Annotated in this window: 15 protein-coding genes, 2 pseudogenes and 1 other annotated feature; of the genes and pseudogenes, 12 read left to right on the top strand and 5 right to left on the bottom strand. The window is 34.9% G+C overall.

Annotated elements, in window-relative coordinates; translation table 11 throughout:
* Positions 1 to 378 precede the first annotated feature (378 nt).
* Positions 379 to 726 carry a VOC family protein gene (locus tag NHG49_RS15355; protein WP_064475637.1) on the bottom strand — a complete coding sequence of 116 codons (348 nt, stop codon included), beginning with the start codon at positions 724 to 726 and terminating at the stop codon, positions 379 to 381.
* A gap of 312 nt (positions 727 to 1,038) precedes the next feature.
* Positions 1,039 to 1,500, bottom strand: a pseudogene (locus NHG49_RS15350) (amino acid permease); the annotation flags it as partial.
* A 2-nt stretch (positions 1,501 to 1,502) separates the two neighbouring features.
* Between NHG49_RS15350 and NHG49_RS15345 the strand changes: the two are divergent.
* From NHG49_RS15345 to NHG49_RS15335, 3 genes and pseudogenes are all read left to right on the top strand, one after another.
* A pseudogene (locus NHG49_RS15345) lies at positions 1,503 to 1,625 on the top strand (fatty acid desaturase); the annotation flags it as partial.
* 301 nt (positions 1,626 to 1,926) lie between these two features.
* Positions 1,927 to 2,676 carry an IclR family transcriptional regulator gene (locus NHG49_RS15340; protein ID WP_258126216.1) on the top strand — a complete coding sequence of 250 codons (750 nt, stop codon included), beginning with the start codon at positions 1,927 to 1,929 and terminating at the stop codon, positions 2,674 to 2,676.
* 76 nt (positions 2,677 to 2,752) lie between these two features.
* Entirely contained in the window at positions 2,753 to 4,393 is a 1,641-nt protein-coding gene (locus tag NHG49_RS15335; protein ID WP_098102492.1) for a M20/M25/M40 family metallo-hydrolase, read from the top strand.
* 201 nt (positions 4,394 to 4,594) lie between these two features.
* Here the strand turns inward: NHG49_RS15335 and proC are convergent, their stop codons facing one another.
* A complete protein-coding gene (proC, locus tag NHG49_RS15330) occupies positions 4,595 to 5,413 on the bottom strand; it encodes a pyrroline-5-carboxylate reductase (RefSeq protein ID WP_064475634.1) in 819 nt (272 codons plus the stop codon).
* Between the two features lie 339 nt (positions 5,414 to 5,752).
* Positions 5,753 to 5,963: a binding site (T-box leader), on the top strand.
* Between the two features lie 144 nt (positions 5,964 to 6,107).
* On the opposite strand from proC, the gene proB reads away from it, so the two are divergent.
* Both proB and NHG49_RS15320 read left to right on the top strand, forming a co-directional pair.
* Entirely contained in the window at positions 6,108 to 7,211 is a 1,104-nt protein-coding gene (gene proB / locus NHG49_RS15325; protein WP_064475633.1) for a glutamate 5-kinase, read from the top strand.
* 30 nt (positions 7,212 to 7,241) lie between these two features.
* Positions 7,242 to 8,489: a glutamate-5-semialdehyde dehydrogenase gene (locus NHG49_RS15320; protein WP_258126215.1), complete on the top strand. Its 1,248-nt coding sequence runs from the start codon at positions 7,242 to 7,244 to the stop codon at positions 8,487 to 8,489.
* 49 nt (positions 8,490 to 8,538) lie between these two features.
* On the opposite strand, the gene NHG49_RS15315 is transcribed toward NHG49_RS15320, so the two are convergent.
* Positions 8,539 to 9,732, bottom strand: a complete 1,194-nt coding sequence (locus NHG49_RS15315; RefSeq protein ID WP_064475631.1) for a NupC/NupG family nucleoside CNT transporter — start codon at positions 9,730 to 9,732, stop codon at positions 8,539 to 8,541.
* Between the two features lie 164 nt (positions 9,733 to 9,896).
* Here NHG49_RS15315 and NHG49_RS15310 point away from each other — a divergent pair, with 164 nt between their 5' ends.
* From NHG49_RS15310 to NHG49_RS15280, 7 genes are all read left to right on the top strand, one after another.
* A complete protein-coding gene (locus NHG49_RS15310) occupies positions 9,897 to 10,940 on the top strand; it encodes an ArsR/SmtB family transcription factor (RefSeq protein WP_258126213.1) in 1,044 nt (347 codons plus the stop codon).
* 51 nt (positions 10,941 to 10,991) lie between these two features.
* Positions 10,992 to 12,212 (top strand): MFS transporter, encoded by a 1,221-nt coding sequence (locus tag NHG49_RS15305; RefSeq protein ID WP_258126212.1) that lies wholly within the window; start codon positions 10,992 to 10,994, stop codon positions 12,210 to 12,212.
* A gap of 96 nt (positions 12,213 to 12,308) precedes the next feature.
* Positions 12,309 to 12,635 (top strand): heme-degrading monooxygenase HmoA, encoded by a 327-nt coding sequence (hmoA, locus tag NHG49_RS15300; RefSeq protein WP_064475628.1) that lies wholly within the window; start codon positions 12,309 to 12,311, stop codon positions 12,633 to 12,635.
* Between the two features lie 105 nt (positions 12,636 to 12,740).
* Positions 12,741 to 13,328 carry a hypothetical protein gene (locus NHG49_RS15295; RefSeq protein ID WP_258126211.1) on the top strand — a complete coding sequence of 196 codons (588 nt, stop codon included), beginning with the start codon at positions 12,741 to 12,743 and terminating at the stop codon, positions 13,326 to 13,328.
* Positions 13,329 to 13,406: 78 nt separating this feature from the next.
* Positions 13,407 to 14,111, top strand: coding sequence for a nucleotidyltransferase domain-containing protein (locus tag NHG49_RS15290; protein ID WP_098102486.1), 705 nt, complete (start codon positions 13,407 to 13,409; stop codon positions 14,109 to 14,111).
* A 202-nt stretch (positions 14,112 to 14,313) separates the two neighbouring features.
* Complete coding sequence (locus NHG49_RS15285) at positions 14,314 to 14,709, top strand: VOC family protein (RefSeq protein ID WP_258126209.1); 396 nt, start codon at positions 14,314 to 14,316, stop codon at positions 14,707 to 14,709.
* 357 nt (positions 14,710 to 15,066) lie between these two features.
* Positions 15,067 to 15,570: a GNAT family N-acetyltransferase gene (locus tag NHG49_RS15280; RefSeq protein WP_064475624.1), complete on the top strand. Its 504-nt coding sequence runs from the start codon at positions 15,067 to 15,069 to the stop codon at positions 15,568 to 15,570.
* Between the two features lie 138 nt (positions 15,571 to 15,708).
* Here the strand turns inward: NHG49_RS15280 and lsrF are convergent, their stop codons facing one another.
* Entirely contained in the window at positions 15,709 to 16,491 is a 783-nt protein-coding gene (lsrF, locus tag NHG49_RS15275) for a 3-hydroxy-5-phosphonooxypentane-2,4-dione thiolase (RefSeq protein ID WP_000219778.1), read from the bottom strand.
* Positions 16,492 to 16,497 lie beyond the last annotated feature (6 nt).

Below are 16,497 nucleotides of genomic sequence, written 5' to 3'. Positions count from 1 at the left end.
TAAGAAGAAAACTTAAATAATTTAAAATGTAATCGAAGAGGGTTAGGAAATGCTCGTACTTAGGCAAAAATATAAGGTAACCGTAAATATATTATGTTAACAATTTGGGGAGTTATGAATTATTTTATATTATTATGACTGTTCATACATCCGCCGATAATTAATAGCAAAGGGGGATAGTAGAAAATACTTATAGAATAATATTTGAAAAAAAGGCAAAAAGCTATTCTTTCGTAAGAATAGCTTTTTTGTAAATGTCCTTAGTTTGATGAGCATGGGATAGAATCTGAAACATAAGAATTCACAAAGATAAGAAGCTTTTATTTACTACCTGGAATTAAAGTAGCTGTTAATTTAATAGTAAAAGATTAAAAGCTATTATTTCTCCCAAAGCTCAATTAGACGACCTTCAGGATCTTTAATCCAAATAAACTTTCCGAATTCACTAATTTCTTCTTTCTTTTCAAGCGGTACGCCAATATGTTCAAGATGCTGAATAGTCTCATTCATATTATGTACTTGGAAATTTAACATCACTTGCTGTTCTGTTGGAAAATAATTATCATCTTCGGTAAAGAAAGAAAGAATAGTTTCATTTCCTAATTGCGGTTTAATCACAGTCCCATTCCAATTGTCTATTTCAATTTTCAACACTTCGCTGTACCATTTTTTTATAACATCAATATTTTTAGTTCTCCAAAATATTCCCCCGAAACCTTTTATCATCGTAGATAACCCCTGTCTATTTTTGAATTTTTTGGCTTTATATATTCAATATATCAAAACAGTGATAGTAAGGAAAATTATTAACTTATAAACAGTAAGAAATCAAAATTGCTAGTAGTATGGACTGTTGAAATGATACAGACATCATTCTTCGCATAACTTGAAATCAAAGAAAAAGAGTATAGAAATACTGACTTGTCTTCCAAAAGTAAAGGGAAATGAAGGAACGAAAGAAAAAGTGAAAATGATAAAAGATAAAAGACCGCATATGAATTGAAAGCCATGTGCGGTCTTTTATATATAAGTATAGTATTACATAGTCTCACTAATTTTAGTTTCACTATGAGTATTAGCAGAAATTCTTTTCTTAACTTTAAAGTGATAGTAGGTGTAGCAAAAGATGATAAATGGTACAGTGCAATAGATTCCAAGTCGTTGTTCAGGGATAAAGATAAGACTGATTAATATAATGCCATACAATCCAAATCCAAGAATTGGTACGAGAGGATAAAGTGGAGTTTTGAATTTTAAGTCTTGTAATTTTCCACCTTCGGCTAAATAATGTTTACGGAAAAAGAATTGAGAAACACAAATTGACATCCAAACAATTATAGTTATGACGCCAGAAATGGAAATTAACCATAAGTAAACTATTTTGGCAGCTACAACGCTCGTCAAAAGAGAAAAAGCAGAAATAGCGATCGTCATAATTAAAGCGTTTAAAGGGATTCCTCGTGATGAGAATTTCTTTAGAAAGGCAGGAGCCACTTCATTTTACAAGCTTACGTTCACTTCGCTTCCGTCTTTGGGATGAGAAAATTAACAATTTTGTTAGCTTTAAAGAAGTCAAAAATATAATTAAAAATAATGTTTCTGTTCGGGTGAAATCTGAACTATAATTTTATCGTTTATAAAAGACTCTCCTTAATTCTTTTTATTTAAGGAGAGTTTTTATTTAAATAATAGTTTTTATGAGGGGAGTTCAAATCCTAATTGGAGTTTAATCACATCCATAGTTTAATTTTCAGGTAATTAAAAAAGAAAAGTCAATATTTTTTTGATTAAGCTTTCAAATTATTGTCGTTAGTATATTTTTATTTTTAGAAAATTGAATAAACAGATTGATTTCATTTTAAATTTTTGTTAAATTGATAGGTAATTGAGCGTACTAATATATTACAAGTCAAGTTGAGGTGAGTTATGGTACAGTCCATTGATAGAGCGATAAGTATTATAAAGTTGTTAAATTCTACAAATGAAAAAGAGTATTGGGCTATTTCTGATATTGCGGACAGAACACATCTCCCCGTTAGTACAGTACATAGATTACTTAACTCTTTAATCGAGCATGGGTTAGTTACGCAAATTTCAGAAACGAAACAGTACAAAATTGGGCCAATGTGGATGGAAATAGGATTACGTCAACTGGAGAAGGTAGACTACAGATCGGTTGCAAGAGAAGTGATGAAGCGGTTAGCCTCTGAAGTGGAAGAAAGTGTTTATTTGAACATTCCAAATGGCACACATTCTATTATCATGGAAAGAATGGATAGCCCTTTAAAAATTCGAGTTATTGATAACTTAGGGGAACAAATTCCACTTTCAATTGGTGCCGCAAATAAAACGATGCTTGCCAATATGAAAACGAATGAAATGGAACATATTGTAGAACATTTACTTTCTTCATTACCAGAACAAAAGCACATTCTTTTAGATCAAATAAAGCAAATAAAAACTGAAGGATATGCGGTAAGTTATGGTGAAAAAACAGAAGGGACAGCTTCAGTAGCTGCACCTATTATCGGATTTAATCATAAAGTAGTAGGAGCATTAAGTGTTGGGTTAATTAGTCATCTCATAAATGATGATCGACTATCTTTTCTTATTAGTAAGGTAAAACAAGCAGCTCATGAAATATCAATAAAAATCGGCAGTACATCAGAACTATAATTTTGATAACTGTCGTCATTTTTTATTCATATACTGGAATTCATTTTCATAATGCGGAAAAATAGGAGGGGGTTACATGTCAAAGTGGCAATCAAAAGAACAATTGATTCAATTATTAAGCAGTCTTGTTGAAATTCCTAGTATTACAGGTACAGAAGCCGAAGTGATATTGCCAGACTTTGTTGTGGAGCAATTATCTGATTTACAGTACTTCAAAGAAAACCCACATCATTTGCAAAAAAATCCGACGGGGGACGGACGATTTTTTGTTACAGCCCTAGTAAAGAAAAGCGATAGTACGAAAAATACAGTAATTCTAGTTAGTCACTTTGATGTTGTAGATGTACAAGATTACGGAGTGTGGAAAGAAAATGCATTCAATCCTAAAAAGTTAACGTCTATGTTTTATTCTCATAAAGATGAACTACCAGATCAAGTACGTGAAGATATAGAACAAGGGGATTGGCTATTTGGTAGAGGAACAATGGACATGAAATGCGGCCTCGCATTACAAATGGCAATGATTGAGCAAGCTTGTGTAGGAAGATTTGACGGAAATGTTCTTTTATTAGCTGTTCCAGATGAAGAAGTGAACTCGGTGGGGATGAGGGCTGCTGTTCCAAGATTATTAGAGTTAGCAAGAGAACACGATTTAGATTATAAAACGGTATTAAATTCAGAGCCTATGTTTTCACGACATCCTGGTGACCGAAATAAGTATATTTATACTGGTTCTATTGGTAAAGTGTTACCTGGATTTCTTTGCTATGGCAAAGAAACTCATGTAGGTGAACCATTTGCAGGTTTAAATGGGAGTTATATGGCTGCTTTATTAACGGCTGAATTAGAATTGAATACGGACCTTTGTGATGTTGTAGAAGGAGAAGCGAGTCCTCCGCCAACTAACTTACTTCAACGGGACTTAAAGGAGGATTATTCTGTACAAATTCCGCATCGTGCCGTCACATTGTTCAATTTGTTTTTACTAGAAAAAACGATGACAGATGTCATTTCATTGTTACGTCAAAAAGTAACGAAAGTAGCAGAGAAAATAGAAGAATCATATGAAAAGCAAGCATATCGTTTTTCTAAATATAATCCGTTTATACCGCCTAATATGAAAGTAAATGTTTTAACGTATGAAGAGCTTATCGCTTATGCAATTGAACAACATGGGCAAGAGAAAATAGATGATATTCAATCTAGTATAATAAAAAATAGAGAAGATCAAGATGATCGTGCGGTAACAATTGATTTAGTAGATAAACTAGCTATTTTATGTAAAGAAAAGGCTCCGATGATTGTACTTTTCTTTGCTCCGCCATATTATCCAGCTGTAAGTTCACGCAACAACTTGTTAATTAAAGAAGTAGTTGCAGAAATGGAAAAGTATGCTCACTACAATCATAACATTACATTTAAAAACCAAAACTATTTTGGAGGAATTTCAGATTTGAGCTATGTGGGCTTACAGAATCCACTAGATTCAATGAGTTCACTTGTAGACAATATGCCATTATGGGATAAAGGTTACTCGATTCCGCTTCAGGAATTGGAAGAGTTTGACGTTCCAGTATTAAATATGGGACCGGTAGGAAAAGATGCACATCAATGGACAGAACGTTTAGATGTAAATTACGCATTTGAAACGCTATTAGATATGTTACCGAAATGCATTGAAAAATTATTAGTTTCTAATAAAATTACACAATCATAGTAGGGAATAAGGAAGGGGTAAAACTAAAATTTCAAAAGAAGATATAAATAAAATTATTGTAGTATAATCAAAAGAACGGACAAACTCAAGCATCTATGAGTTTGTCCATTTATTATTTAGTGAAAACCGGAGAGTATGTAATCCACTATTTTCTAGTTGAACTCATGTGAATTTATAGCTAACGTAATCTCTTTTATCGTTTTACTTTTTCGTTTGACCAGATAGTTCAACAGACTTTTGTGTACAGCGCTGCATTGCTGAAATAATTGCAGTTCGTAATCCTTTTTCCTCTAATGTTGCTACAGCTTCTATCGTTGTTCCGCCAGGAGAACACACCATATCTTTCAATTCACCTGGATGTATGCCTGTTTCTAGTACCATTTTTGCAGAGCCCAATACAGCTTGAGCTGCGAATTTATATGCTTGATTTCTAGGCATACCATCTAGTACAGCAGCATCTGCCATCGCCTCTATAATCATATATACGTATGCTGGCGACGAACCACTTACAGATGTTACAACGTCCATTAATTTTTCGCTTACGATCTCTGTTTGACCAAAGCTATTGAAAATGTTTAGCACATCTTCTAAATCTTTTTCTGTCACCACTTCATTAGGGCATAGCGCAGACATACCTTCTCCAACAAGAGCAGGGGTGTTAGGCATTACTCTTACAACCTTTAATTTTTTAGCAAAAGCTTCTTCAGTACTTTTAATGTTTTTCCCGGCAGCGATCGTTACGACGATAACATCATTTTTGATTACTTCTTTTATTTCGTTAATGATTGATGCGTATAGGTCTGGTTTAATTGATAAAATTAAAATATCAGCATTTTTAGCTACTTCATTGTTGTCAGTAGTTGTAGTTAGCCCATATTTTTCACTAGCATTTTTTAAATTCGTATTGTTTAAATCCGAACAAATAATATTATTTGCAGACACTATCTTTTTGTTTAGCATCCCACCAATCATAGCCATTCCCATATTTCCGCAACCGATGAATCCAATTTGTTTATCCATAATAACTCAATCTTGCTCCTTTTATAATAAATTATATTCTTTTGAAATTGTTATCTTAAAATAACAATGACATCTCCATGCAATATAAAGAAACATTCTAAGAGAATATATTCCTTTTTGCAACACTAAAAGATAAAAAACAATTATATTCGACATTCTGTAAATATATACAATATAATTTAAGGTATTATGTTTATGAATATGAGTTAAACTTATATCGATTTATATTTTCATTCAGTAGATCAATAATTTCATGCAAGTAACTTGCCGCTCTATTTATTTTTAAAAATACTTCTTGACACCAAATCAAACTATATCGCATAATATAAAAAATTAAACCGAAAATCGTTGAAGGGAAATAGTACATATGTCTTCTTGCGAAAGAGAGTGGAATTCACCGGCTGAAAGATTCCTCGTATAGAATATATCGAACCTATCCCTGAGTCTTAAATGAAAGTTTAGGCGTTCGCCTGCGTTATAGGCGCCAAGTGGATATCTATGTATATCAATTAAGGTGGTACCGCGGAACAATGACCGTTTCGTCCTTTTTATTTTATTAAGGGCGAAGCGGTCATTTTTATTTTGCTCTTAAATAGGCTAGGCGCAGCATTGAAAAGAATAGAATCGCTGCAAGCTGTATAAATAGAAGTGTAATTTATAAAAAACTTTGATTTTAGACTTGGGGGATAAAAAAGTGAAAAAACAACGAATTGTTGTAAAGATTGGGAGTAGTTCCTTGGCAGATAGTCACGGAGGCATTTCTAAAGAACAACTTTCAGATCACGTTGCCGCATTGGCTCGATTGAAAGATGAAGGGCATGAAGTTTTGTTAATTACATCTGGGGCTGTCGCTGCAGGTTTTTCGGCTCTAGGATATCCTAGCAGACCTGTGACAATTAAAGGAAAACAGGCTGCTGCAGCTGTCGGACAAAGTTTGTTAATGCAGGCGTACACGGAGGAATTTCGTAAATATGGTATCGTTACTGCGCAATTATTGCTGACGAGAAGTGATTTTTCTAGAAAAGAACAATATAGTAATGCTTACGCTACTTTAGGAGAGTTACTAAACCGTTCCGCTCTTCCAATCATAAATGAAAATGATTCCATCTCTTTAGAAGAGCTAACGTTCGGTGATAATGATATGCTGTCAGCTTTAGTTAGCGGACTTGTTTCGGCGGATTCGCTTATGATTTTTACGGATGTGAACGGTCTATATGACAAAAATCCTCAGAAAAATGAGGATGCGAAAAAATATTATTTCCTTCCTGAAGTTACGGAAGAAATCGCTTCTCTTGCAGGAGATGCTGGTTCAAAACTTGGGACTGGCGGTATGAAATCAAAAATTGATGCTGCGAAGACAGCACTTTCTCTCGGCGTAAGTGTATTTATCGGAACTGGACGTGGACAAGAGAAATTTGTAGATGTTTTGAAGGGAAAAGGTGATGGAACGTATATCGGTAATGCTCCTCAAAAAGAAATGAAGATGAACAAGCAATGGATCGCCTTGCATTCACTTGTTAGCGGACAAATTGAAATAGACGCCGGAGCAGCTACTGCTATCATTCAACATGGTAAGAGTCTTCTTCCTGCTGGCGTTACGAATGTGTCAGGATTTTTCAAAGTTGGCGATGTCGTAGAAGTAATGACGCAACAAGGGCGTGTCATCGGAAAAGGGCAATGCACATATAGTGCTGAGGAACTAAGAGATGTAAAAGGTATGCAAAGCCAAGATATTCAAGCAAGAGGCGATAGGCATAATTATGAAGTCATTCATAGAGATTATTGGGTTTCACTTTAAGAATAGTGATGTTAAAAAGGGGGAAAAAAGATGAATGAAGTGTTGGAAAAGGGAAAAAAAGCGAAAGAAATTGCTAGAGAACTTGTACTAAAATCTACAAGTCAAAAAAATGAAGCACTTGCTGCTATTGCGGATCAGTTAATAGTAGAAACAGCTTATATTTTAGAGGAAAACAAACGGGATATTGAAGAAGGTAAGGCGAAAGGATTTTCCGATTCTCTCCTTGATCGTCTTATGCTGAATGAGCAGCGTATTATTGATATGGCAGAGGGAATTAAGCAGTTAATTGAATTACGTGATCCTGTTGGAGAATGTGTAAGTAAATGGGAGCGACCAAATGGATTATCTATTCAGGAGATGCGTGTACCACTTGGTGTTGTTGGGATGATTTACGAGGCAAGGCCAAATGTAACGGTAGATGCTGCTACAATTTGTTTAAAAACAGGAAACGCAGTTATATTACGTGGTAGTTCTTCTGCTATCAATTCTAACAAAGCCATCGTTGCCGTTATTCACCGAGCGCTCAAACAAACAAATTTGCCTCCAGAAAGTGTACAACTTATAGAAGATACAACGCGGGATAGCGCAAAGCAGTTGTTTACAATGAATGATTACCTAGACGTTCTTATTCCAAGAGGCGGCAAACAATTAATTGATACGGTAGTGAGAGAAGCATCTGTTCCAGTACTTGAAACGGGTGCAGGAAATTGTCATATTTTGATTGATGAAACAGCGGATAAACAAATGGCAATTGATATTATTATAAATGCAAAAACGCAGCGTCCATCTGTATGTAATGCCATTGAAACGATTGTACTTCATGAGAAGTGGGCGCAGCAATTTGGTAGCGAGTTGTTTTCATCTTTGAAGGAAAAAGGCGTGGAGTTACGTGGAGATCAGAATGCACTGGCAATTGATTCTTCAACTGTACTTGCTTCAGAAGAAGACTGGGGTACAGAATTTTTATCACTCACGCTGGCAGTGAAAGTAGTTTCTTCTATAGAAGAAGCGATTCATCATATAAATACGTATGGATCTATGCATTCCGAAGCGATTATTACAGAGGACGAGGAAAACGTCAATAAGTTCTTCACATCTGTTGATGCGGCGGCACTGTATCATAATGCATCCACTCGTTTTACTGATGGATCTGAATTCGGATTTGGAGCAGAGATTGGTATAAGTACACAAAAGCTACATGTAAGGGGACCAATGGGACTTCCTGTATTAACTTCTACAAAATATGTGATTCGTGGAAATGGTCAGATTCGAAAATAAAAATAAAAGACACTCAATTAGCTTGGGTGTCTTTTATTTTAAAGATTATTTACCATACAAAAAGCCCAACGAGCATAGCGCTTAATAAGGAAACTGCCATCCCGCTAACAAGAAGCTTCCAAACATTTTTACCGATTATGGATGATTTTTCTCCGCCAAATAATGAATTGTAAGTTCCGTAGATCATACCTACTGTACTAAAGTTAGCAAAAGAAGCTAGAAATGTAGTTGCAACCGCAATCGTATGTGGCTGTAACGACTTTAGGTTCGATTTTAAATCCATCATTGCAACAAATTCATTCGTCGTTATTTTGATCCCCATTAATTCAGCTACATACATAGCATCCTTGCCAGATAAACCGAGTAAAAAAGCAAAAGGACTAAAGATAATGGAGAAGATTTTTTCAATTGTTAAACCTGTTACAAAAAAGCCCAAAATCCCATTTAAACATGCAGTTAATGCTACATAACCAATTACCATAGCTAAAATAACGATAACCATATTCATTCCAACTAACATACTGTTTGAAATAGTAGAAAAGAAATCCTTTTTTTCATCTTTTGCAGGTGTATATACGACATCTTCTTCTTTTGAAACTTCCACAGGATTTAATACATTGGCTAAAATTAATGCGTTAATACAGTTTAAAGGGATTGCGCTGAAAATATATGTTGCCGGAACCATTGATAAATAAGCGCCAAGAATGGATCCGCTAACGCTACTCATACTCATAATTCCAAAAGTTAATAAACGATTTTCTTTTAAAACGGATAATTGATCACGAACAACCGCAAGTGCTTCAGTGTTTCCTAAAAACATCATTTGAATCGAAAAGAAGCTTTCTAACTTTGGTAAACGAGAAATCTTTGAAATAACTGCACCTACTTTATCAATAATCCAAGTTAAGATTCCGAAGTACGAAAGAATATCAAAGAACGTGATAACAAAAATGATAGGAAGTAATGCACTAAAGAAGAAATCAACGGTTTGATTTTCCATAGCTGAAGGAAAGGCAAACCGAATACCTTCATTCGCGCATGCTAGTAGCCAACTGAAAAATGACGCGATTTTATTAATGATAATACTGCCGAGCTTCGTGCCTAACATAAACCACGTAATAAAGAGCTCCAATATGATTAGAATAACGATTGGTCTCCATTTTATTTGTTTTTTATTAGGCGAACAGAGGAAAACGAATAAGATTACAATGAAAATCCCTAACATATTCAATATGAAATGCATGTCAACAACTCCTTGAAAGTTATTATTTGTATATAAAAAAGCTCCTATTCTTCTTAATTTAGAATGAATGTATTTTAACTTAAATTTTGTTAATTCTAAAAATATAGAAGGTGAAATTCGATAAAAGTAGAATTTGATATATAGCAAACAAGGAGGGGATAAAAATGGAGGTCTATCACATAACGAGTAGAAAGAGGGAAACTTATAACGTTCAAGTAAAATATTCGATACTTTTCGAATGCGGGCTTGGCATTGCGGCAATTACTCATAAAAGGTTAATCGATACTCTTGAAAAGAGTCAAAATGAATGGGAAGAAATTAAGGAATCATTAACAGAAGAAATGAGAGAGCACTTACAGTTTGTAGAAGAACATAATACGTGGAAAGCGTTGCTTCAGTTGTTGTATAAGGGAGAGTTTCAGGACTTATCACAGTTTCATGCTAAAATCGATTTGCTTTCAGAAGTAGATTTGAAGTATATATGTTTACCGTTTTTAGGTGAGAAGTATGAAGGGCAAAGACATTTAGCAGCAAGTGGGGACGTAACTGCAATACATGAACTAGAGGAACTGACACAAGATCATCCGTTTTTCTCTACGTATATTCGTTTTATATGTGATGTTCATGTACAAGTGCTGAAATCTCATTTAATCGCTGTTATGACAGGTTGGTATGAGAGTGTTATTCAGAAAGAGGAAGAGCAAATACTATCTATATTAAAACGAGATTATGAAGCGAAAAATGAAATGAATAAAAAGATGAAATCAGAAGAGTTTGTCGAGTGGGCGACTGGCGGTGTGAACTATATGCCAGAACCAAGTGTTCATAATGTACTTCTTATCCCGCAAATGACGTACAGACCGTGGAATATTGAGGCGGATATTGAAGATACGAAAGTATTTCATTACCCAGTCGCAAACGAAAGCATCCATCCTGAAGATCTATATGAACCGAATTATTTTTTAGTTCAAAAGCATAAAGTTCTTGGAGATGAGGCGAGATTACGCATTGTAAAAATGTTGTTTGAAAAAGAACGAACATTGCAGGAAATTACAGAAAGACTGCAACTCGGTAAATCGACTGTACATCACCATTTGAAATTGTTACGTGCAGCGAAGTTAGTTGATATACATGAGGGGAAATATGTATTGAGAAAGAAAGCAGTACAGTCGTTAGCGAAAGAATTAGACGCGTTTTTAAATAGATAATATGCAACTAGAATGCACATAGAGGGAGGAATCTAGTAGAAAAGTTGGTGTATGAAATTGAAAGATGTATTGAAAAACCGTTCGTTCTTTTATATGTGGATTGGCAGTGCAATTTCAGAGTTAGGCGGGGCTTTCGGAACGTTATGTAATTCGATTCTTGTTTATGAATTAACAGGGTCAAAAACAGCATTAAGTAGTATGTGGTTACTATACTTTATCCCGTCACTCATACTACAACTAATAAGTGGCCCATTTATTGATAAATGGAGCCGGAAGTGGATTATGATATTTTCGCAATGGGTGCGAGCTTCGATCTTCTTACTGCCGTTAGTCATGTTACTTACTAGTAGTATAGAAGTTTGGCACGTATATGCCGTCCAAATAATAATTGGACTTATTACGCCGCTGTATACACCTGCAAGTCAAGCAATTACATCGAGCATTGTATGTAAAGAACAGCTTCAAGACGCAAATGCGTCTATTGATGGAATGGCTCGTCTGATGATGTTTCTTGGGCCGGTATTAGGCGGAGTAATCATTCATTTGATTGGAACAGAACTTACATTATCTTGCGTATGTATTTGTCTATTTGTTAGTGGTGCATTATTACTTAATATAAAAGAGAGGAGAACAACACAACCCATTCGGAAAACGTGGTTAGAACAGTTTCTGCACGGTTTTACATATTTTTTCACAAAACCAGTTATCGTTTGGCTAGGTATTTTTCTTACTTTCGTGCAATTTGGGGTTGGGGTAACGTTGGTTACAAATCTTCCTTATATAAAAGATGAGCTGTCAGCGGGATATGCGGAGTTTGGTTATTTTATGGCTGGTTTCCCGTTTGGCTATGTAGTTGGATCTATACTAGTCGGAAAAGTAACGTGTAAAAGCCGGCGTATACTTATGCTTGGTGGATTGTTTATAGGAGGACTTACATACATTTCTCTAGGGTTCAATCATAGTATAGTAATTGCGGTGTTCATTGAAGTAGTTGCAGGTATTTGTATTTCATTTTTCAATGTTCATAACACAACAATTTGCCAACAAACAGTACCAAACAATATGATAGGACAAATATTTTCAGTGCGTTTATTTTTCATACGATCTTCTATGCCGTTAGGTGTGCTATTAGGAGGCATATTAAGTGAAATGTGGGGAATAAGAGCACTATACTTTATTATCGGTGCGATTATATGTGTTACTTCTTTAATAGGATTATTCCTTCCTTATTTCAAATTTTTAGATGAAGCTGTTGAAGAGAAAACAGCTTAATTCAAACAATTAAAACTTTTTAATTGAAAATAATTATCATAATCAACTATAATAGAAGAATACTAGTATTCGTAATAAGAAGAGGGAGTGGATTATATGTTTATTGAAACGAAAACATTTACAGTAAAAGAAGGTACATCAAATATAGTTGTAGAACGTTTCACTGGAGAAGGTATTATTGAAAAATTTCAAGGGTTCATCGACTTAAGTGTTCTTGTGAAAAAAGTAAGACGCGGCGATGAAGAAGTTGTCGTTATGATTCGCTGGGAATCTGAAGAAGCATGGAAAAACTGGGAAACAAGTGAAGAACATTTAGCAGGACATAGAGCGAGCCGTGGCAAACCAAAACCAGATCATATCATTAACGTTGATCACGCAGTTTATTATGTAAAATCATCGAAAGCGGCTTATCAACAGTCGTAATATATATAAAAGTAGAGGATATTTGTTTAGTAATAAACAAATATCCTCTTTTTTTGATGTATAGTAAAATATGGATGTGATATATGATTTATTGTTTCGTTATAAATGGAGGTAAATGAAGTGAAGAATATGTTACTAATGACAGCTTTAGCGACAACGTTATTATCAGCGTGTAGTAATAATAATGTGAAAGAAGAAGTATCTAAGAATGAGGAAGAAAAACGTGAAAGCAGTGCAAAAATAGTAGAGCAGAAGGAGTATATTATTCTTGATAAGAATTATAATGAAATATTTCTAAAAGATGATAGTTCAAATAAAGAAGATAGTGTGAAAGTAAGTTTAAATGATTTAAACCCAACAAAATGGAAGGCGCCTAAAAGAAACGGTATCCTAGATATAGGTGATCATATCTCTTTGAAAAAAGAAGAGGGTAAATATACACCAACATTAGTAAAAGATCTTGTTGGTGAAATAAAATATGATGGTACAATTAAATATAAAATTTTAGAAGCGACTGATAAATCAGTAAAGTGGTTACCACTAAATAAAGAGAACAATGGAGGATATGTTCCGCCAGAGATGGTAAAAGTAGTGAATGCTTCGAAAATAAAAGCTAGAGATATTGTTACGATTCAAGATCAAACAAAAAGTAGTGAAGACGCAATTGTATATGAACTGACAATCGTTGAATAAGTATGTAGGAGATTATAAGAAAAGTACAATATATTTAGGGGAGGAATAACTCCATAATAATATGTTTGGAGGTTACAAATGTTAGAAACACAAACATCTATTAAACATGAACAACATAAAAAATTAGTGCAAACAATAGTAGCTGAAATCTTATCAATAGATAAGGTAACTGGATGTATGCTTATCGGATCTGTCGCAAGAGGCGATGCATATCCTGATTCGGATTTAGATTTCTATATTCTTTTAGAAGAAGGACAAAAGAAAAAATTTCATTCTGAAACGAGAGAAGGTATTTTAGTTGAATATAAGTATGCAGATGTTAATCAAATACTAGTAAACTTAAAAAACAACCCGATGGAACTATACACATTTTTAGAAGGGGAAATTTTGTTTGATAGAAGCAATGAGTTGAAAAAGTTAAAGGAAATAGCTGCATATGAATTTGAAAACTATCGTGTTTCTAGTGACAAAGTGAAAGGTATTTCTCATTGGTTGCGTAGTTCGCTCATTAAAATTCAGTCTGCTATGAAAGCACATGATGAGTTAAAAGCTTCATACATTGTTCATACGTCAACTTGGACATTGTTAGAAGGGATATGGGCTATTAATAACAAACCTACACCGCCAGCGGGATCTGTTTTAAGGTATATTCAAGTGTTGCCTAATAAACCAATTCAATTGGAGACATTACTTCATAAATTATTTTTAGGGGATACGACAGAGCGTATCTCTTCAGCAATTTTCTTGATTGATTGGGTTTTACACAATTTGAAAAATAAATAATGTGGCTATTTTATATAGGTAAAATAGTATTTCACGTCGAACGGTTTATGGAATTGCAGTCTTAAAAAACGTTCTAGACTATAGAAAAAAGTATTAGACTATGAAGCATAGTCTTAGACGGAACGCTTGAATATCTTTCCTTACATATTTAAATGTTATGAAAATGAGTCTATATACCCTCTGCTTAAAAGGAGATGAGCGAATGAAGTTGAATCACTTGAATCTATGTGTTGATGATTTATTAGAAGCGAGACATTTCTTTGAAACATTTTTTGATTTTCAATTTTTAGAGCAAAAGGGAAAGGCGCTAGTAGTAATGAGTGATGAGAGTGGATTTATACTTGTGTTAAGCGATCCAAAAGCATTTAAGGGGAATAAGGAAGTGATGTATCCCGAAGCTTTTCAAATTGGTTTTTTAGTCGATACTTCAAGTGAAGTTGATCAAGCATATAATCGATTAGTAGCTGGAGGCATTGAAATAGAAAAGGCACCGTATTCTATGAGAGGTAGTAGTTATGGTTTTTATTTTTCAATGTTTAATGGATTGTTAATTGAAGTGTCCTGCCTTGACTATAAAGACGGTAAGAAAGTTCAATAGCGATTAACAAGAGTAATTGTTTGAAGATGTCAATCAAGCCCCTTATCCAGTTTGGAAAGGGGCTTGATTATTTTAAGGGACATAAAAGTAAAAATAAACGGATTTTAGTCAGCGAAATGACGATACATTTTTAAATGTAAATATTAAGTGTAAATCTAAAATCATTCATAAATCAAATATTGTAGACTTAAAATGAAGTTTCATTACAAGGTCTATTTAGCAGCGGAATTGCTTATGTATAAAATAACAATTTTGTATGCTGATGCAAGAAAATTTAGAGAATGAAGCAGGTTTTCCATATGGTAAAGTACGAAACTATTATAAGTAGTGCAGTGATATGAATAGGAGGTTACGGCTATGACAGCTGTTTTTAAAGATATGGCGTTCCAGCTGAAAACAGAACGACTCGATCTGAATATGTGGGAGGAATCCGATGCAGTCTGGCTTAGAAAATTAATTGGTGAACGTGGTGTGGATATGCCAACTGTTGAATCTGTTCGTAGCGCCCTTATTGAAATGCGCAAGAAAGCAACTGAAAATGGTATTTCTCTTCTTACTATACGTAGGCGAGAAGAAGGGGATTTTATCGGATACTGTGGCTTAATCATCGGTCGTTCCACGCTTGAAGAGCCGGAAATTGCATACGAATTGTTCCAAAGTGCTCATCGTAATGGTTATGCGACAGAGGCAGCATCAGCAGTGCTAGAGGCTGCGATTGCTACGGGGCGCCAAAGACTTTGGTCAACTGTAGGCGCTTGGAATACGGCGTCTTTCCGGGTATTAGAAAAGATAGGGTTTCATCGGCATCACAGTACGTGGGGGGAGCGCGGTGAGATTGTTTGGAACGTACGCGATTTGTAGAAATCTGACCAAATCAGGAACAAAAAAATGTAAAAGAAAGCCTCTATGTTAGGTTACTTAGTAATCTAACATAGAGGCTTTTTCTTATAGTAAGTATTGATTTTGTATATATTTAAGTGTAATAGTCTGTCGTTTATTTTAATTTTTTACATCTTCGTATAATTGGAGTGCCTCTTTCACATTCAATCCATTCTTCACGATACCATGAATTGCTTGAATCATCGCAGCAGGATGTTCAGATTGCCAAATATTTCGGCCCATGTCTACTCCGATTGCACCTTCTTGCAGTGCATTGTACGTAATGTTTAATGCGTCTTCAATTGAGTCTAATTTTGGTCCGCCAGCGATGACGACTGGGGCAGGGCAAGTGCTTGTAATTTTTTCGAATCCTTCGCAGTAATACGTTTTAATAATGTCAGCTCCCATTTCAACGCATACGCGGGAAGCAAGTGCTAGAAAGCGAGCTTCACGTTTTTGTAGTTCTTTTGCAACAGCGGTAATGCCGAGTACTGGCAGACCGTAATCGTGAGCTTCTGAAACTACATTTGCGAGATTTGAAACTGTTTGTGTTTCATAGTCGGATCCGACGAAAACTGAAACGCCGACGCCAATTGCATTTTGTTTTACTGCTTCTTTTACAGGTGTAACAATTGTTTCATTCGCTAAATCTTTACCGACGACAGTAGCTCCACCTGAAACACGCATAACCATCGGTGTGCTGCAGTTTTCAGGAATACAAGAGCTAAGTACACCACGCGTCAAAAAGAGGGAATCTGTATAAGGAAGTAAGTTTTTAACCGTTTCCAGCGGTTGTTCTAGGCCGTGAATTGGTCCTAAAAAGTAGCCGTGATCTATCGCTAACATAACCGCTCTGCCATCAGGTAAGATTGTGTTTAATCGATTTTTAAATCCCCAAGTCATTTGAAA

Source organism: Bacillus sp. IBL03825 (assembly GCF_024712505.1).
In the GTDB taxonomy this organism is placed as follows: domain Bacteria; phylum Bacillota; class Bacilli; order Bacillales; family Bacillaceae_G; genus Bacillus_A; species Bacillus_A wiedmannii.
This window is presented reverse-complemented; position numbering and strand designations above follow the sequence as displayed.